Source organism: Sinosporangium album (assembly GCF_900100605.1).
Classification (GTDB): domain Bacteria; phylum Actinomycetota; class Actinomycetes; order Streptosporangiales; family Streptosporangiaceae; genus Sinosporangium; species Sinosporangium album.
Genome location: NZ_FNCN01000003.1, coordinates 340,982 through 358,986 on the forward strand (window position 1 = coordinate 340,982; position 18,005 = coordinate 358,986).

12 protein-coding genes are annotated in these 18,005 nt (G+C 69.5%); 3 read left to right on the forward strand and 9 right to left on the reverse strand.

What is annotated here, in order from left to right; translation table 11 throughout:
• Window positions 1–298: 298 nt before the first annotated feature.
• On the reverse strand, window positions 299–1,234 hold the full coding sequence (locus tag BLQ73_RS04855) for a terpene synthase family protein (RefSeq protein ID WP_143020121.1): 936 nt from the start codon (window positions 1,232–1,234) through the stop codon (window positions 299–301).
• Window positions 1,235–1,970: 736 nt separating this feature from the next.
• A complete protein-coding gene (locus BLQ73_RS04860; RefSeq protein WP_245690791.1) occupies window positions 1,971–3,983 on the reverse strand; it encodes an ATP-binding protein in 2,013 nt (670 codons plus the stop codon).
• Window positions 3,984–4,126: 143 nt separating this feature from the next.
• Between BLQ73_RS04860 and BLQ73_RS32090 the strand changes: the two genes are divergently transcribed.
• Window positions 4,127–4,291, forward strand: coding sequence for a hypothetical protein (locus BLQ73_RS32090; RefSeq protein ID WP_176955277.1), 165 nt, complete (start codon window positions 4,127–4,129; stop codon window positions 4,289–4,291).
• Window positions 4,292–4,402: 111 nt separating this feature from the next.
• Here BLQ73_RS32090 and BLQ73_RS04865 read toward each other — a convergent pair whose 3' ends face one another.
• Both BLQ73_RS04865 and BLQ73_RS04870 read right to left on the reverse strand, forming a co-directional pair.
• Window positions 4,403–5,380: an ABC transporter permease gene (locus BLQ73_RS04865; protein ID WP_093168625.1), complete on the reverse strand. Its 978-nt coding sequence runs from the start codon at window positions 5,378–5,380 to the stop codon at window positions 4,403–4,405.
• Window positions 5,377–7,926 (reverse strand): CocE/NonD family hydrolase, encoded by a 2,550-nt coding sequence (locus tag BLQ73_RS04870; RefSeq protein ID WP_093168627.1) that lies wholly within the window; start codon window positions 7,924–7,926, stop codon window positions 5,377–5,379. Before BLQ73_RS04870 ends, BLQ73_RS04865 begins: the two co-directional genes overlap by 4 nt.
• A 255-nt stretch (window positions 7,927–8,181) precedes the next feature.
• Between BLQ73_RS04870 and BLQ73_RS04875 the strand changes: the two genes are divergently transcribed.
• Window positions 8,182–9,354: a hypothetical protein gene (locus BLQ73_RS04875; RefSeq protein ID WP_245690792.1), complete on the forward strand. Its 1,173-nt coding sequence runs from the start codon at window positions 8,182–8,184 to the stop codon at window positions 9,352–9,354.
• Here BLQ73_RS04875 and BLQ73_RS04880 read toward each other — a convergent pair.
• The 3 genes from BLQ73_RS04880 to BLQ73_RS04890 form a co-directional block, all read right to left on the reverse strand.
• Window positions 9,312–10,376: a copper resistance D family protein gene (locus tag BLQ73_RS04880; protein WP_093168631.1), complete on the reverse strand. Its 1,065-nt coding sequence runs from the start codon at window positions 10,374–10,376 to the stop codon at window positions 9,312–9,314. The genes BLQ73_RS04875 and BLQ73_RS04880 overlap by 43 nt on opposite strands.
• Window positions 10,373–10,996 carry a copper resistance CopC family protein gene (locus tag BLQ73_RS04885; RefSeq protein WP_093168633.1) on the reverse strand — a complete coding sequence of 208 codons (624 nt, stop codon included), beginning with the start codon at window positions 10,994–10,996 and terminating at the stop codon, window positions 10,373–10,375. Before BLQ73_RS04885 ends, BLQ73_RS04880 begins: the two co-directional genes overlap by 4 nt.
• A gap of 369 nt (window positions 10,997–11,365) precedes the next feature.
• Window positions 11,366–13,984 carry a chitinase C-terminal domain-containing protein gene (locus BLQ73_RS04890; protein WP_245690793.1) on the reverse strand — a complete coding sequence of 873 codons (2,619 nt, stop codon included), beginning with the start codon at window positions 13,982–13,984 and terminating at the stop codon, window positions 11,366–11,368.
• A 377-nt stretch (window positions 13,985–14,361) separates the two neighbouring features.
• Between BLQ73_RS04890 and BLQ73_RS04895 the strand changes: the two genes are divergently transcribed.
• Window positions 14,362–14,847 carry a hypothetical protein gene (locus BLQ73_RS04895; protein ID WP_093168637.1) on the forward strand — a complete coding sequence of 162 codons (486 nt, stop codon included), beginning with the start codon at window positions 14,362–14,364 and terminating at the stop codon, window positions 14,845–14,847.
• A gap of 42 nt (window positions 14,848–14,889) precedes the next feature.
• Here the strand turns inward: BLQ73_RS04895 and BLQ73_RS04900 are convergent, their stop codons facing one another.
• Window positions 14,890–16,440 carry a choice-of-anchor I family protein gene (locus BLQ73_RS04900; protein WP_093168640.1) on the reverse strand — a complete coding sequence of 517 codons (1,551 nt, stop codon included), beginning with the start codon at window positions 16,438–16,440 and terminating at the stop codon, window positions 14,890–14,892.
• Window positions 16,441–16,816: 376 nt separating this feature from the next.
• Window positions 16,817–17,809, reverse strand: coding sequence for a hypothetical protein (locus BLQ73_RS04905; protein WP_093168642.1), 993 nt, complete (start codon window positions 17,807–17,809; stop codon window positions 16,817–16,819).
• Window positions 17,810–18,005: the final 196 nt, after the last annotated feature.

The window sequence follows — 18,005 nt, forward strand, 5'->3', positions numbered from 1 at the left end:
TTCAGCCTCCCTTGTGGGTCTTCTCCCCAGAACCCACCACGGCGCTTGGGCATTCCTGTTCTCGCTTCCTTTTTGATCGCTTCCTCAGTGGCGGGGCCGGTCGGTCGCCGGGAACCGGCGGTGACAAGCCTTGCCCTTGAGGTGCTCACAAGTACGGAAAGCTCGATGCCGGGAGGTCAGTCCCGGTCACCTTCAGGCACCTTATCGGGGGACATAGGGGTTCATGGACGTGGATCAAGGTGGATCGACGTGGATCGACGCGGCCCCGCGCGGGAACACCGCGCGCGGGGACCGATCCTCAGTCGAGCAGCTCGTCGTGGAAACTCGGCACCTGGCCTCTGAGGATGGGGTCGGAGAAGCGCCGGCTTTCCAGCGCCCAGTCGTGATAACCCCGCATCCAGTGTTCCAGCCCGGTCACGCACCGGAGGGTGCCCTCCCGGGTGTTGTGGCCGACGCCGAGCTCGTCGAAGACGATCAGAAGCTCCTGCTTGGCGCTCTGGAAGCGCTCGATCCTGGAGGAGATCATGTCGTTGACCCGGCCGACGGCCTCTTCCAGGCTGCACCCGGCGTCGTTGCTCAGCACGATGACGAGATTGTGGAACTCGCCCTGGGCGAGTTCGCGGTTGAGCCCGATGATGTCGTTAGTGCAGACGACGACGTGTCCCGCTTCCAGCACCAGCCGGCGGTAGGGCTCCGATGTGCGGATCGCCTCCGGCACGTCGAAGTGCTCGACGAACTCGACGACGTCGAAGGACGGCGGCACGTAGGCGATGTTCAGCTTGTGCTCGATGTAGCTGTCGGTGTCGGGGATGCGTCCTTGGACGCGGTTCTCGACCTCCCAGACGGCGGTCTCGAAGCAGAGGCGGAAGTGGTCGGCGAAGCGGTTCCACCAGGCTTCGCTGGCGTGCATGCGGAACCGGTCGCGGATATCGGCCAGTCCGCGCAGGACCGGTCCGGCGGAACGGTCCAAACGCCCACCGCGCAGCAGCGCGTCTGTCTTGTCCACCCACCTCCGCGCCAGCTCGGGGTCGCGCCCGACCTCGGCCAGCTCGAACTGGTCGTCGTAGACGTGGAACCAGCTGTTGAGGTCGGTGGCGAGGGCCAGGTCGGGGAAGGACGCCTCGGGGTACAGGCGGGCGACGAGGCGGGCGTAGGACTCCCCGGCGAACCGGGCGACCGAGAGCTTTCCGTCGACGAGCTTCATACGGCGGGCCCAGAGGGCGGTATGGTCCACCGCTTCTTTGACAAATGGGTTGATACGTGATGGATACGGGATGTTTAGCGCAGGAAGGCGGAAGTCTGCGACTTCTCCCATGCGGCTCGACCTCCAGGTGTCAGAAACCCGGCATTGCAGGACATAGCTGCCTAAGGGGTTCAAATGATGGCAGATGCCATTATTTCGCAATACCCGGGGTGCTTTAACCCTAACCGTGAGATCGAGGCTTAACATCCTCTACTTCCTGGTGACGGCGAGTCAAGATCGAAGCTAGAAGTTGGCTAGCATTTCGCGTCGCTCCTGGAGTTTTCGCAGGTCAGGTGCTTTTAGTTGGATGGAGTTCGTCGGTTGCATAGAAGGTATGAAAAAAGCTCACTTTATCCTGAGCTTTTCCTGAAAGGGGGAAATCGTAAATATCCTCACTCGCCTGGCGCGTTCAGCCGGCGGACCCGAGTGCACGGAGGCCATGCGACGCCGCGTGACCGGTGACCGCGTGACCGCGTGACCGCGTGACCGGTGGCCGCGTGACCGGTGGCCGCGTGGCCGGGTGGCCGGGTGACCGCCGTGCCGAGAGGGCGCGTCCGCTCCGGACGCGCGAGGACCACGGCGGCGCGGGGACACAGTCGACCGGCACGGGGCGTGGGGGACACCGCGGACCGGCGGTCACGAGTCCGAGTCGTCCTCCAGGCCGAGGGTGATGGCCTCCTCCAGCGTGAGCCGTCGGCCCTCCGTGAACTGCTCCTCGAAGACGTCCTCACCGATGTCCCTTGCACTCCTTCACGCACTGCTTGTGCTCCTCGTTGAGGAACGGGCTGCCGAAGAGCGGCAAACCGAACAGCTTCCAGTTGCTATCGGTCGCTCCCAGCAGTTGCGTGGCCCGGTGCGGGTTGCCGCCCGTGGCGAAGATCCGAGCCAACGTCTCCAGGCACATCAACGTGCCGATGACGTCGTGGAAGTGCAGCTTGATGCGCAATCCCTCACGGGCGCTGCCCGCGGCCTGCGCGATGTGCCCGCTCTTGATCTGAGCCTCGGCCATGGCCCACAGCGCGTGCGAGCGCAGCCACAGCTCACCCCGCTGCTTGCAGAGCTTCAGGCAGTCACGCAGCAGGCTCTCGGCCTCCTCCGGCTCGTTCTGAGCGGTGAGCACGAAAGACAGCTCGACGATCGCGGGGAGCAGCCCCGGGTTCAACTCGCGCTCGGTGCCGCCCCGGTGGAAGTCTATGGCGACGCCGAGCAGCGCGGTCGCCTTCTGCAGATCGCCCTGGAACATGGCCGCGGTGCCCTGCATCTTCGTCGCGAGGATCACCGCGGCGGAGTCGCCCACGCGCACCGCCTCGCTGCTGCACTCCTCGGCGTACTGTATCGCCGACGCGATGTCGCCCTGCGTGCTGCACACATAGGACATCACCCACAGCGCCTTGCAGCGGGCCTTGCTCGGGTCGGGGTTGGCCTGCAGCGACCGCTCCAGGTAGAGCCGCCCCTCCCGCGCGAACCCGCACGCCACCCACATGAACCACAGCGACGACGTCAGCTCCAGCGCCACCATGCTCTCGCCCGGCGTCGCCAGGCAGTAGTTGAGCGCGGCCCGGATGTTGTCGTGCTCCTGGCGCATCCGGATGAACCAGTACGCCTGCCGCGGACCCGACCAAGCGCTCTCGCCCCGCTGGGCGAGGCCGAGGTAGTAGTCGCGGTGCCGCCGCCGGATCTGGTCGGTCTGGCCGAGCTTGTCGAGCCACTGCTCGCCGTAGTCCCGCAGCGTGTCCACGAGGCGGTATCTCACGCCGGCGTGGTTGGTCTCGCTGAGCAGGATCGACTTCTCGACCAGCCCTGTCACGAGGTCCATGATGTCGTCGGGGTCGAGGCTGTCGACGGTGCACACATAGCGCGCCGCGTCCAGCTCGAAGTCGCCCGCGAAGATCGACAGCCGGGCCCACAGCAGCCGCTCGGCGGGCTCGCACAGTTCGTGGCTCCACCCGATCGCCGCGCGCAGCGTCTGATGGCGCGGCAGTGCCGTACGGCTGGCGCCCGCGAGCAGGCTGAACCGGTCGGCGAGCAGCGCGAGGATCTGCTCGACCGACAGGGCGCGCAGACGCACCGCCGCGAGTTCGATGGCCAGCGGGATGCCGTCGAGGCGGCGGCACAGCTCGGCGACGGGCCCGATGTTGTCCTCGTCCAGCTCGAAGTCGGGCACCACGGCTCCGGCCCTGGCGGTGAAGAGCTGCACCGACTCATTGGTGAACAGGCTCTCGCTCGGGTCGTCGCCGGGCACGGCGAGCGGCGGCACGGCGACCACATGCTCGAACGGAAGCTGGAGCGACTGGCGGCTGGTCGCCAGGATGTGGAGGTGCTCGGAACGTTTGAGCAGGTCGTCGATGAGCGTCGCGCACGCCTCGACGAGGTGCTCGCAGGTGTCGAGGATGAGCAGCATGTCGCGGTCGCCCACCCAGTCGCTCAGGGTGTCGCTTCCGGAGCGCGGCGACTGGTCGGCGATGCCGAGCGCGGAGGTGATGGTGTGCTTCACCATTCCCGCGTCCTGCAGGCGGGCGAGGTCGGCGAACCAGACGCCGTCGCGGTATTGTCCGCGGACCTGGTGGGCCAGGCGCAATGCGGTGCGGGATTTGCCGACTCCGCCGATTCCCGTCACCGTGACCAGGCGTGATTCGCGCAGGTGCCTTTTCAGATTGGCCAACAGGCGGGTTCGGCCGACAAAACTGGTGAGTTCGGCGGGGAGATTTCCTTCCCGCCGCCATCCTGTTGGCGTTGCCATCGCCGCCTCATCGTGGGTTGCCGGAAGCTGCTACGGCATCGTACCCCGCTTGTTGTCAGCTGTCCTTTCTGCCATAGATGCGCGGTGGTGACGTTTCCAACCTGGGGAGAAAGTCTCCCTCCCTGGATCGATAGAATGCACGTGTGACAGTTCAGGGCCCCGATGAGTTGCGGCCGGTCGACCTCTTCGAGGACGGCCCGCCTGTGCTTCCGGACCAGACGGTCGACGAGAGCGATGTCGGCTGGGGTGAGTGGAGCGAGGCCGACGACACGGCACGTCTACTTGAGGAACGTCCGCCCCACTGGTGAGCCGCCCCACTGTGAGGTGCCCCCCTCTGGTGAGGCCCCTGCCGACCCGGGGCGTGCCCGGCCGGGCACGCCCCGGCGGGCGACCACCTGTTGGACGACCCGGGCGACCGCCTAGGAGACGACGTCCTTGCGGCGGAACCGGCGGAACGCCAGAGCCGTCAGCACCACCCCATAGGTCACCGACAGGGCGGCACCTCTCACCATCCCGCTCCAATCGAGATCCACGCCGAGTGCGTAGATCCACGCGGTGTTCCAGAACGTGGGAAGGAACTCCCGCAGTGACCCGAGCACTTCGACGGCCTGCAGGATGTTGCTCACGACGACGAGGCCGACGGCGCCGCCGACCGCGCCGAGCGGGGAGTCCGTCATGGTCGACAGCAGGAAGGCGAGCGCCGCCACCGTCAACTGGTTGAGCAGGATGTAGCCGACGATGACGGCGAAACGCGGCAGCACCGCCGCGGCCTCGATCGTCTCTCCGGTGAAGGGCACCCGCACGTCGTCCCAGCCGAAGGCCACCGTGCCGGCCAGCAGCGCCATCAGCGGCACGGTGATGACCGCGGCCGCCGCGTAGCCGAACGCCACGACGAGTTTGCGCCCCAGGAGCCGGTCCCTGGGCACCGGCGCCGCCAGCAGATAGCGCAGCGACGACCAGTTCGCCTCGCTCGCCACGGTGTCCCCGCAGAACAGCGCGACGGCCACCACGAGCAGGAAGCTCGCCGACACGAACAGCGTGAAGATCGAGAAGTTCAGCGCGCTCTCGGTGGCGAGATCGCTCATGGACAGGCCGCTGCCCTGCGTCGTCCTCTCCGGAGCCAGCGAGAAGGCCGCCACGAGGATCCAGGGGAGGGCGGCCAGCAAGGCGAACATGACGGTGGTGCGCCGCCTGCGGCCCTGCCGTACGAACTCCACGCGGAGGGGCAGGGTGCGGCGGGGCGCGTAGCCGCGGGCCTCGCCGTGCGGGCCGTACGGCTCGCGCCGCCCGGGCGGCGCGAGCTCCGCGGGGGCCGCGGGGGCCGCGGGGGCCGCGGGGGCGCTGCCGTTCGCCGGGAGGTCCCCGCGGGGCGCGGCGGTGGCGTGTTCCCGGCTCAAGCGTTCTCTCCGATCAGGTCGAGGAATACGTCCTCAAGGCGTGGCGCGGCGGCGCCGGCGCCGGCGCGGGAGCCGAGCAGCTCCTCGACCGGCCCGGTGGTCACCAGGCGGCCCCGGTGCATGACCACCACGTGGCTGCAGGTCTGCTCCACCTCGGCGAGGAGGTGGCTGGACACGATGACCGTACGGCCCTGCCGGGCGTAGCGGATGAGCACCTCCCGCATCTCCCTGATCTGCGGCGGGTCGAGCCCGTTGGCCGGTTCGTCGAGCACGAGCAGGTCCGGCAGGCCCAGCATGGCCTGGGCGATGGCGAGCCGCTGCCGCATGCCCTGGGAGTAGGTCCGCACCGCGCGGTCGAGAGCCGCGCCGAGCCCGGCGATCTCCAGGGCCTCGTCCAGGTGGGCGTCCTCGGACGCGCGGCCCGTGGCACGCCAGTACAGGTCGAGGTTGGCGCGGCCGGTCAGGTGGGGGAGGAAGCCGGGCCCTTCGACGAAGGAGCCGAGGCGCGAGAGCACGGGGGCGCCGGGGGTGACGCGGTGGCCGAAGATGCGGATCTCGCCCGCGTCCGGTTGGATCAGCCCCATCAGCATGCGCATCGTGGTGGTCTTGCCCGCGCCGTTCGGCCCGAGCAGCCCCAGCACCTGGCCCTTCTCCACGCGGAAGCCGAGGTCGTTCACGGCGAACTCGCCATTGCGGTAGGCCTTGGTCAGGCCGGTGATGCGCAGCGGCACGTCGGCGAGGGCCGGGTCCTGCGGCTCTGCGGCGCGGCGCACCCGGCCGGTGAGCAGGATGCCCGCGGCGACGGCCACGGCCGCGAGCGGCAGCGCCCACACCCACCACACCAGCCCCTGGGCGGGCGTGGCGAGCGCCGCGACGGTCGGTACGGTGACGGTGGGGGAGGCCAGCGCGACGCGGTGGACGGCGGCCTTCGCCGAGCCGGTGAAACCGAGGTCGGTCGTCGTGAGTGTCAGCCGGAGCCGGTGGCCGGCGTCGAAGCGGTGGTCGACGGTGGGAAGCGTGATGGTGACGTCGGTGCCGCTTCCGCCGTCGGGGATCGACACCCGGACCGGGGAGACCAGACCGGCGGGCAGCACCGGGGCGCTGCCCGCGCCGCCCACGTCGTAGAGCTTGGCGAACAGCGTCACCTCGCCCTCGCCGCTCACCCTCACCTTCGCGGTGGGGGAGCCGGTGAGCTGAAGGGAGGCCGGCAGCGGGGCGGATTCGAAGCTCGCGCTCTGCCCCGCCATCTCGGTGGCGACGTTCAGCGCGGACGACCCGCCGGCCAGGGCGCCGAAGCCGGGCACCGAGGAGATCGACGCGGGGGAGCCTCCGGCCGGGGTGGCGACGTGCTGCTCCGGGCCGGTCAGGGCGATGTCGGACCGCTGGACGCCGCTGGTGCCGGGGTAGGCGGGGGCCTCGGCGTGCAGCCGTACGGGCTGGCGCGTGCCGGGGTCTCGGCCGCCGTCGCGGGTGACGGCGAAGCCGGGGCCCGCGACGGCGCCGCTCTCCTTCTTCAGGTAGCGGTCGAACCAGCCGGTGACCTGCTCGTGCAGCCAGTCCACCTCGCCGTCGCCGCCGTCGTGGCCGCCGTCGAACCAGCCGACCCTCACGTCGGCGCCGGTCGTCGCGATCGCCTTGGCGTTGGCGTCGGCGTGGGACAGGGGGAACAGCGAGTCGCGCTTGCCCTGCAGCAGCAGGGTGGGGATCTTGATCCGGCCCTGGACCGACACCGGGCTCGACCGGCGCAGCAGGTCGATCGTCTCCGCGCTCGCCCGCCCGGTCTCGGCAGCCTGCTCGTACACGGAGCAGATCTCCGGCAGGAACCGCCCGCAGCGCACCTCGTCCGCGCCCTTGGGAAGGGCGGGGGTCGCGGCTGCGCGTCCGCGGTCGGCGGGAGGGGCCGCGGCCTGGCCGCCTCTGCTGAAGAACAGACCGGCCCACATCCGCTTGAAAACCCCGGCTTGCGGGCCGGTGCCCCCGCCGTCGGGGAACAGGGCGTCGGCCAGGTCGTACCAGGTGATCTGCGGCACGATCGCGTCGACGCGGTCGTCGTAGGCGGCGGTCATGAGGGAGACGGCCCCGCCGTACGACCCTCCGGTCATGCCCACGCGCGGGTCGCCCGCCTTGTCCAGCGCCACCTCGGGGCGCTTCGCCAGCCAGTCGATGAGCTGCCTGGTGTCCTTCACCTCGTAGTCGGGGGAGTTCAGGGCGATTTGCCCGCCCGACCGCCCGAATCCGCGGGCCGACCACGTGAGTACGGCGTAGCCCTCGGCGGCCAGCCGTACCGCCTCGTCGCGCACGCTCTCCTTGGTGCCGCCGAATCCGTGGCCGAGCAGCACGGCGGGGGCGCGCCCGCCTCCGGGCGGGGGATAGAACGTGGCGTCGATATCCACGCGCTGGTCGTCCTTCGGTCCGTCGACGACCGCGATGGTATGCGCCTGCCCTCTGACCTCGGGCGCGGACGGCCAGGCGATCCAGACCCCCACTCCCGCGAGGGCGACCGCGGCCAGGGCGATCCACACGGCCGGCTTCCCCAGACGTCTCATGCGCGAAGCGTAGCGGCGGCAACTGAGAACGTACTGAGAAGGCGCGAGGGTCGGCCCGGAGATCGGCCCGGAAATCGGCGCGGGGGCGGTGGAGAGCGGGGGTGGAGAGCGGGGGTGGAGGAAGCACGGAGCGGGGTGGAGGAAGTACGGAGCGAATACGAGCAACGGCAGTGGAGGAGTCGTGCGCGGATCAGGGATAACGTACGGGTTTCTCCTGATTGCGGCAGCGGTATCGGGCGGGCATCATGTCGAGGCGTGAAGCCACGAACAAGTAGCAGGATGACCGGTTGGGCGCGTAGCCCGCTGAAGTCGGCCGCCGCCTGGGCCCTGCCGTACTGGACGAGGGGGGAGCCGGGGCGCGAGACGCCGAGCGACCTGTTCAGAGTGCTCTATCTGGGATGGGCCGTAGCGCTGACACTCAAGGTGCTCGGCTCGTCGTGGGACGTGTCGTGGCACTTCAAATGGCTCCGCGACGACCTCGCCCCGCCGCACCTCATCAACACCGTCGGCACCGTGATCGTCGTCGCGCTCACCATCGTGCACGGCTACACGGGATACGGCGTCGACCGTACGGCGCTGCGCCTGATCCAGGTCGGCACGGGCGTCTTCCTCGTCGCCGTCCCCCTCGACCTGATCAACCACCGCGTCAACGGGCTCGACATCACGTCGTGGAGCCCGTCGCACATGCTCCTCTACATCGGCACCGCGCTCATGATCGGGGGCGTGATCCGGGGATGGTTCGTGGGCGCGCCCGAGGGGCGGACACGCACGGTCATGCTCGGGGCGCTGTTCCTGTTCTGTCTGGAGAACACCTGGTTCCCCAGCCAGCATCAGGAATACGGGGTCTTCGGCATCCACGCCTGGGACCGCGGCGAGCCGTACGCCGAGCCGATCCTGCTCCAGTTCGCCGCCGACCAGATGGGCCGCTCCGTCGACCGGAACATGGTGGTGGCCTTCTCGCTGCCGGCTCCGGACTACCTCTACCCGGTTTACGCGACGGCGGTCTGCATGCTCGTGCTCGTGCTCGCCCGCCTGATGATCGGCAGGGCCTGGAGCGCGACGCTCATCGCCGCGGGCTACGTCGCCTACCGGGTGCTGATCTGGCCGCTGCTCATGGTGGCCGACTTCCCCATCTCCGCCGTCCCGTTCTTCCTGCTGGGCGCGGCGGTCTGCGTCGACCTGGCCTTCTACATCAAGGTGCCCGTACTGCGGGCCGTCGTCGGGGCCGCCCTCGTCACGGCGGGCTCCTACCTGTCGCTGAACCTTCAGCACACCCTGCTGGACTCGCCGCCCTTGGCCAACACCTCCGCCATCGCGGCAGGGGGCCTGCTGCTGGCGGTGTGGCTGGGCGGCGAGTGGTTCGTCCAGCGCTACAGACTGCGGGGTCAGCCCACGGGGGCGCGCGTCAGCGCGACCGCCACCCCGTAGGCCAGCCCCATGATGAAGATCTCCGCCGCCGCCCACGTGGCGACCGCCGTGCCCTCGCGGCGCTCCACCTTCGGCAGCAGCCGGAACCTGATGTGGGCGGCGATCGGCACCAGCATCGCGGTGAACACGACCTTCGCGATCAGCAGCCACCCGTAGCCCGTGGTCACGAGCGCCCCCGGCAACTCCACGCCGGGGGTCAGCGCCATCGTCGACAGGCCGCTCACCAAGCCCGACACGCTCACCACCACCAGGCAGACCGAGGCCAGCTTGGAGAATTTCGGCAGCGTCGACGCCAGCAACTCCCGATCCCAGGCGACGAACAGCATCGTGGCCAGCAGGCCGCCGGTCCACAGCGCGGCCCCCAGCACGTGCAGCTCCATCGAGATCATGATGGGGTCGTGCCACACGGAGTCGACCGCGTGGCCCGTGACGGGGATCGGCAGCAGCCCGAACAGCGCGATCACGATGCGCATCTCGGCGGGCACGCTCTCGCCGAACCGCAGCGCGAGCAGTCCGATGCCCGCGCTCGCCAGCGCGCACGCCGCGCTGAACAGCAGGCCCTGCCCGGCTCCGACGCCGCTCACATAGTCGATCACCATGCCGATCGTCGGCACCTGGCCCGGGTTGAGCTCGGCCGTCTGGAACACGATCGTCACCAGCGCGCACAGCGCCCACACCCACGCCAGGGACACCGCGAGCGGGCGGGCCCGGCGCATGACCGGCTCGGTGCGGTCGGGGGCCCCGAAGCCCAGCAGCTTCGGTAGCACCGTCAGCCCGACGACCGCCACGGCGGCCAGGTCGATCATCGCCCGGACGAAGGGCAGGCCGTGCGCGACCAGGGGGCCGGGCATCGGGATGCCCGGCGCTGCCTCCTCGCCGGTGAACGCGCTCGCCACCAGGACGGCCGCGGTCGTGCTCGACACCAGGCCGAAGACCATGAGGCGGCGCACCGCGGCGCCGCCGCGGGCGCCTTCCTCGACGGCGGGGGCGGGATCGGGGGCGGAGTCGGTGGTCACGGTCATCCCGCCACGCCCTCCTGCGGTCGCTCGCCGCTCGGCCTGGCCCGGCGCAGTGCCACGATCGTGCCGATGCCGAGCAGGACCAGCGCCGCCGCGACCCACACCACGGCCATGGCGGCTCCGCCGTTCTGGGCGGCTTCGGCCGCCTGCGCGCTGAGGTCGGGGCCTTGAGGCGCGGCGGGGGAGGCGGGGGCCGCCGCGGACGCCGTCGCCGCGGGCTCGGCCGACTGCCCGGCGTCTTCGGGTCGCGCTCCCGGACCGTCCTGGGAGAGCTTGAAGGTGATCTTGCCGGAGATCGGGTGCCCGTCTGCGGACAGGACGCGGTAGCCCACCACGTATTCGCCCGCGGGGCCCAAGGGGCGCACCTTGGCCGTGACCTTGGGGCCGTCGACCTCGGGCTTGCCCTCCTCCCAGCGCGACTCGCCGGGACCGATCACCGTCACCTGGGAGAAACCCTGCCTGACCGTCTGGTCGAACTCCAGCGTGATCGTGTCCGGCGCCTCCGCGATCGTGGCACCGTCCTTCGGATCGCTGCCCGTCAGCACGTTGTGGGCCTGTGCCGGAGAGGCGCCCACCAGCAGCGCAGCCCCCGCGAGCATCAGGGCCGTGAGAAGCCGTCTCACGCTTTTGACCTTCCCTAGGAATTCTGTCAACGAGGACATGGTGCCACTCACGGGCCGCCCCTGGCGTCAGGGCAAACCCTGATGCTTGGAACAAAACGGAGGCGGTGCCGTACAGAGCTGTACGGCACCGCCTCAAGTCGCACCCGGGAAGGGGGGGAGGACCGCCGGGTGCGACACGTAGTGCCCTCCCCCGCCGGCCGGCAGGGCCGTGAAGGAAGGCGGATCACGCCCGGCGATCCGGGGGGAGGTCGCCGGGCGTGATCGGTGTGCCCCGGACCGCGCGAGGGGGATGGTCCGCGCGATCCGGTGTTCTCGGTTCCCGGCCCGTCAGGGCCGGGAAAGGCGCCGGGAAGGCAGATCAGAGGGGACTCAGCAGGGGCCGAGTTCCTTCCAGACGCCGGCCACGCCGGGCTCCTCGCCCTGGGTCCACCACTGGTTCTGCCATTCGCGGCCGTTGTGGGAGACCTTGGTGGGGCTGGCGTAGACCTTGCCGCGGTCCCAGGCCGGCGACGCGCAGGTGCCGGTCGGGCTCGGGCTCGGCGACACCGTCGGGCTGGGCGACACGGTCGGGCTCGGGGACGCGGTCGGGCTGGGCGAACCGCTCGGGCTCGGCGAGCCGCTCGGCGACGGGCTCGCGGTGCCGCCCGTGCAGACGCCGAGCTCCTTCCAGACGCCGGCGCTACCGGGCTCGTCGCCCTGGGTCCACCACTGGTTCTGCCATTCGCGGCCGTTGTGGGAGACCTTGGTGGGGCTGGCGTAGACCTTGCCGCGGTCCCAGGCCGGCGACGCGCAGGCGCCGGTGGGCTCGCCGCTGGGGTTGCCCGTGGGGTTGCCGGTGGGCTCGACCACGACTCCGCCGCGCGCGTAGTCCTGGACCAGGCCGTACGTCTTGCCGCCGAAGGCCAGCGTGATGTTGGAGATGCCGGGCTTCGGAAGCTGGTAGACGTAGTCGATGTCCAGGGACGCGCCAGGGGCGATGGACTTGTCCGCGGGGAGCTTCACCGACACGCGGTGGAACTCGCCCGTGAGACCCCCGATGTTGTTCGGCTTGGTGTGGTCACTGCTGATCACCCTGGTGCCGAACCCGTTCTGGTCCTTGGCGGTGCCGGGAGCCGAGACCGAGTAGTCCCACTGGAACTCCGCGCCACCGGGAATGGTGGTCTTGGAGTTGTTGGTGACCTTCAGCTTGGGGTTGATCGGGTAGTTGTTGTCACCCGTCGGGAAGCTGTGCGCCTCGATCGATACGTCCAGCTTCTCGTTCGGGACCGTCACCTTCGCCTTGGCGGCGCCGTACGGCGTGGCCGTCTTGAAGCTGTCGTAGAGCAGGTTCGTCAGCGTGTTGCCCGGGGTGTACTCGCCCTTGGCGGCGTTCCACTCGTAGTCGCCGGCCAGCTCCCAGATCATGATGCCGCCGATGCCGTTGTCCTTGACGTAGTTCGCCTTGGCGCCGAGGGACTGCTCGTCCTCGGTGGAGATGAACACCTTCTTGGACTCGTTCCAGAGCCACGGCGCGACCAGCGTCGAGTCGTAGTGGCGGGTGTAGGTGCCGGTCAGCTTGTCCTCGGGGTCGGTGTCGGGCTTGAGGCCGAAGCTGCCGATGTAAGAGCCGGAGATGCCCTTCTCCAGGTTCTTGGCGTGCCACATCGGGTTGAAGCCCGCACCCATCTCCTGGCCGTTCTCGATGTCGTGCCAGATGTTGTCGATGCCGCGTGCGCCGTCACCGCACTCCGTCAGACCCTCGCCGCATGTCGGCGGCCGGATGACGGGGGTCTGGCCCCACAGTCCGTTGGTGCCGCCCGTCACGTTCTTGAAGCCGCGCGTGTAGTACGGCACGCCGACGTTGATCCGGCCGGCCTGCATCGCGCCGCGGAAGTAGCGGTAGGCCCAGTCGGTGTTCAGGTAGCCGATGCCGCCGTAGTTTGCCTGGCTGTAGACGTTCCACCTGACGAGTTCGGCGTCCTTGCCGTCGTCGAAGAGGGGCGCGTTGGGGCCCACGAACTGGTTCCACGAGCCGTGCAGGTCATACGACATGATGTCGACGTAGTCCAGGTACTGCAGGATCTGGAAGGTCTCCATGCCGCGCAGGAGATACGCCGACGAGGGCGCTGCGATCGTCAGCATGTAGTACTTCCCGTCCGCCGCGGCGGCCCGGTCCAGCTTCTCGCGCAGCGTCTTCATGAGGACGGCGTAGCCCTTCATGAGAGCGGTACGCCGCGGGTTGGCGTGCGCCCAGTCCTGCGGGTGGCCGGTGTCCTTCATCGACGACGGGTACTCGTAGTCGATGTCCACACCGTTGAAGCCGTAGGTGCGGATGAAGTCCACGGCCGAGTCGGCGAAGGTGTTGATCGCCGCCTGGTTGATGGAGTTGTCGTTGTTCACGGTCAGGCGGTAGAAGCCGCCCTCGCTCTTGCGGTTGCCGTCGGCGCCGATGATGCCACCGGTCTCCGCCCAACCGCCGACGCTGATCATCGTCTTGGCGTGCGGGTTCGCCTTCTTGAACTTGTTCAGCTGGTTGAAGTGGCCCTTGTAGGAGTACGCGGGGTCCATTTCGGCGCCCGCGACGCCCGGCCATTCCATGCCGGTGGCGGCGTTGTCCGGTCCGTTCGCACCGACCGAGAGCTTGTTGTCCGTCCCGACGTGGGCGAACGCGTAGTTGATATGGCTGATCTTGGCCCAGGGAATGTCCTTGGCCAGATACGCCGGCTGACCGTTCTTACCGGTCCTCCAGCTCGTGAAGTAGCCGATGATGCGGCGCTTGTGGTTGGCGCCGAGCTTCTCACGGCCCGCGTCGTCATAGTTCAGGCAGTAGGGCACTTCGACGCCGGGCGTCTTGTAGAGCCCGTCAGGCCGGCAGGTCTCGTTGTCGACGGCCGCTGCTGCGGTGCTGACGAGGACTCCCGCGATCAGGGCAACGGTGGCTCCTGCCGCGGTGAGCGCCGCGCGGAGACGCGGTCTTCTTGGGGAGTGTGTTGCGTGTGATTCAGACACGAACAGGCCACCTCCGACAGGCGACATGGCAATGGCTGGGAAGGCCCCCGCCCCCGGGGGTTGAACGAAAACTAGATCGCTTTGAGCTGTCCGTCAACGGTTTCTATTAGGAAAGTTTCCAAAGAGTTTGATCTCTTTGTAGAGGTCAGAAGCGATGCTGTTCCTAATCTTCACGTCGATATGCAGCTCAGCCTAGGGTCTGAGGCGGAGGTGGCGCCTGTGACGCAGGACACGCTTAATCCGTATTTAAGTCGGACTTAATCCGATGCGCCGGGTGAACGGCGCGAGCTCTCTCCGTCCCCGCGTCGGGCGCGTGGTGTGCCCCGGGAGGTGGTATCACCTTCTGGGGGACCCTCCACGGGGGAGCGAGATCCCTTGTGGAGGGGAGCAGCCTGGTGAGCGTCCGCCGTACGGCACTGCCGGTGTGCACCGCCGCACTCGCGATGGCCTGCGGATGCGGCATCCAGCCCACCGACGTCATCGACGCGGGGAACCCGCCGTGGGGTCCCGCCTCGGGCACTCGGCTCTACTTCGTGTCCGGCGACCGGCTCGCCACGGCGGGGAGGCCCGGCGACGGGCTCGGCCCGGACCGAGCGGTCGCGCTTCTCCTGCGCGGCCCCACCCGGGCCGAGCGCGAACGCGGACTCACCGCGGCGCTGCCCGCAAAGCTCTCCGTCGAGGTCGCCATCCACGGCGACACGGTGACGCTCACCCCCGGCCAGGCGCTTTCGCGTCTCGCCGAGGGTCAGCTCGTGTGCACCGCGGCGGAGGCCCACGCCGCCCGGAGCGGACTGCCGACGTCGGCGGTCGAGGTCGTCGTCGAGGCGGGCCCTCCGACGCGGTGCGAGGAATACCTGCACTGACCTGTCCCCTCCGCGCGCCGCCGGGAGGGCCTTCGCCGGGGCTCAGCGCACCTCGTAGATCGAGGTGGTCCCGCTCACCTCATTGCCCACGACGAGCAGCGCGCGGTGCGTCGGGCTGTCCTTGGCGGGAACGAAGAGCACGCCTTCCGGCCCGACGTCGCCCGCCGTCCCGTTCGCCACCGACCCCGCGAAGTTGCGCGTGTTCACGTATCCCGCGAGCTCCGGGTCCTGAGGGTCGGTCACGTCGAAGGCGGCCACTCCGCTGACCCGCTCCAGCCCCACGAAGGCGTAGGTCCGTCCACCGACCTGGCCGACGGCGAGACCCTCCGGCTCCGGGCCCTTGTTGTCGCTGCGGGTGTCGGTCGAGTTGTTCTCCTCGTTGTCGGAGTTGAACTGGGCGGGCAGCGCGTCGGCGATCAACTCCTCCAGCGTGTCGCCCGAGTCCCACACCAGCCGGCCCGACGCCGTGAAGATCGAGATCGAGCGGCCGCCGAAGGCGTGCAGCTCGGTGTAGGCCCCCGAGGCGTCCTTGGGGGAGTCGACCGCCACGTTCAACCGGCCGAGCTCGGTCTCCTTTTTGAGCGCCTCCGCGTCGGGGAAGGCGCTCGGCGCCAGGTTCAAACCCTTCACCCGCACCTCGTCCGCATGGCACCCCCACTCGCGCCCGTCGCCCTCGTTCGCCGTCACCACATAGGGCCGCCCCGCCGACTGGAAGGACGCCACCGAGTCGGGCATGTACATGCCCTTCACCGGATGGGGCCGGATGTCGGTCCTGCCGTCCTTGTCGGAGGCATCGAAGCCGCTCTTCGACCAGTCCTTGAGTCCCAGCGGCAGAATGGCCGTGACCTTGGCGCGGCGCAGGTCCACCACGGCCAGGGCGTTGTTCTCCTGCAGCGACACCCAGGCCGTGTGGCCCTGGACCGTGATGTACTCCGGCTCCAGGTCCTTCGACACCGACGCGCCGGGGCCGCTGATGCGCACCCCCGCCTTCCTCAACCGGTCGGCCTGCGCGTCGAACGCGCCGAACCCGGCCGTGCGCACCGTGCCCTTGCGCACGTTGACGATGCTCACCGACCCCTCGGGGTCAGCGACCTGGCCTGCGCAGTACGACGACGGCTCGCCCTCGTTCGCCACCACCACGTGCCGCCCGTCGCCGGTGAACGTCACCATGTCGGGCAGCGCGCCCACGGTGACCTCGCGGATCTTCGCCCCCGTCCGGGCCTCGAACAGCGCCACCGTTCCGGGGTCGGTCTTCACCGCGGCCTGCTGCGCCACCGCCACCACGCCGTCGCGCACGGCGACGCTGTTCGCGCCCGGAGTCTGGAGCGTGGTGACCTTACGGGGAGTACGGGGGTCCGTGATGTCCAGGACGTCGACCGTGCCGGCGTGGGCGTTGACGACGAAGACCCGGCGCGTCGCCGGGTCGTACGCCGTGATCTCGGCCGCGCCCGCCGCGACCTGCCCGGCGTTGTAGCGGCCGACGAAGGTGATGCCGACCTTGTCGGAAGCGGCATGTGCGGGAGCCGCGTACAACATTCCAGATGCCAGGAGGCATGCGGCGGCCAGGCGGGAAAGGGGGGTGATGGTACGCATATGGCGAAGTTTCTTCCCATGTCGTGACCAATAGGTGTGCCTAAGATGGCCGATCACGTCACCCTGTGCAACCGCTTCCTTAACCCGCTCCCACCGCCACCCGCCCCACCATGCCCGGCACCCCCCTCGGCGCTGGAACCTTCCACAGGTCAGGCCGCCAATCCAGCCCCGGCCGGCCTGTGATCCGGCCCGGCATCGGTTCCCCGCGCAACGCCCCAGCTCCCGCCGAGAACCGCTGCACCGCCTCCGGCGGTCGGCCAGACCCGGCCACGCCGGCAGCCCCCACCCGCCCCACCGCGGCGCCGGCTCCGCGAAAGCCGCCACGCGCGGCTCCGCCATAGAAAAAATGCACGCGCCGTATTGTCCGCTTGTCCGCTCAGGGGGACGAAGGGGCGGACGGGCCCGTCGGCCCCGCGTGATCGGCGTCCTTCACCTGGTGGAGGAAGATCCCGGGCGTCTGCTCGATATGGCCCGTGGCGAGAAGCCGTGATGTGCCGGGGATCGCCGTCAACGTGTTGAACTCGGCCCCGCCCGCGGACGGGCTGACCGGGGCGAGAGTCCACGCGCCGACCGCGGAACGGTGAGCCAGCGCGGAATCATAGCCGTTGACGTCGGTCGTCCCGAGGAACCAGACGCCGCCCCGACCGTCCGGGACGGGGTCGGCGGTCTCCCGCCAGTGGCCCGCGACCCGCGTCACCGCCTCGGAGCTCCACCGGCCCTCCGTACGGCGGAGCAGTATCGGCGTGGTGGGTCCCGGCCTGCCCGGCACCGCGTTGACCGTGATCCACACGTCCGGCCCGTCGGCGGCCACCCCCACCATGGTGGTGTGGAACGACGCGTCGGGCAGCAGCCGGTCGCCCAGCGGAACGATCCGCCACGTGTCGCCGTCGTAGTGGCCGACGAGCTGCCGCCTCTGGTCGTGCCGGTGGGACCCCGCCACCCAGATGTCGTCGGCCGACGCGGCCGCCGCCCGGTAGACCGACATCGGCATCTCGACCCTGGACCAGCCGCCCCGGGTGTAGTGCCACGTCTCACTGCCGAACAGCCAGACGTCGTCCTCGCCCAGCACCTCGATGTCCTCCACCGACCGTGTCGGCACCCTCGACATCGTCACCCACGCGCCGCCGTCCCACCGGGCGACCCCGCGGGTGGGATCGTCGCCACCGCCCACGACCCACACGTTCGTCGGTGACGAGGCCCCGGCCACCGCCACCGACGTGCCGACCTCCGACGGCGGATCGTTTTTCCGCCACTTCTCGCCGTCCCAGTGAAACGCCGTGGCGCCGAGGGTGAATTCCCGGAATTTCCGGGTGCCGAACGCCCAGATGTCACGCTCTCCGAGTGGGACGATGCGCGCTCCGAATTGCAACGACGACGACTCGTGGACAAGCCGCCACGCTGCATTTCCGCCCGCTGTCGTGGCGCACCCCGATAACATCCCCGCCAGCACTGCCGCTCCGGCCGCCAATGCCACCCGCCTCTTCACCTGTGTAACCCCCGATCCGTGGAAAGCAAGCAAATGCTGCTTAAGATTCCATAGTTCAGCGGGGTTGTCACACGGCGTG

Bases quoted from the DNA above. Each gene is read 5' to 3' on its own strand.
- BLQ73_RS04860 (WP_245690791.1), bottom strand. From the start codon at position 3,983: ATGGCAACGCCAACAGGATGGCGGCGGGAAGGAAATCTCCCCGCCGAA.
- BLQ73_RS04870 (WP_093168627.1), bottom strand. From the start codon at position 7,926: ATGAGACGTCTGGGGAAGCCGGCCGTGTGGATCGCCCTGGCCGCGGTC.
- BLQ73_RS04880 (WP_093168631.1), bottom strand. From the start codon at position 10,376: ATGACCGTGACCACCGACTCCGCCCCCGATCCCGCCCCCGCCGTCGAG.
- BLQ73_RS04900 (WP_093168640.1), bottom strand. From the start codon at position 16,440: ATGCGTACCATCACCCCCCTTTCCCGCCTGGCCGCCGCATGCCTCCTG.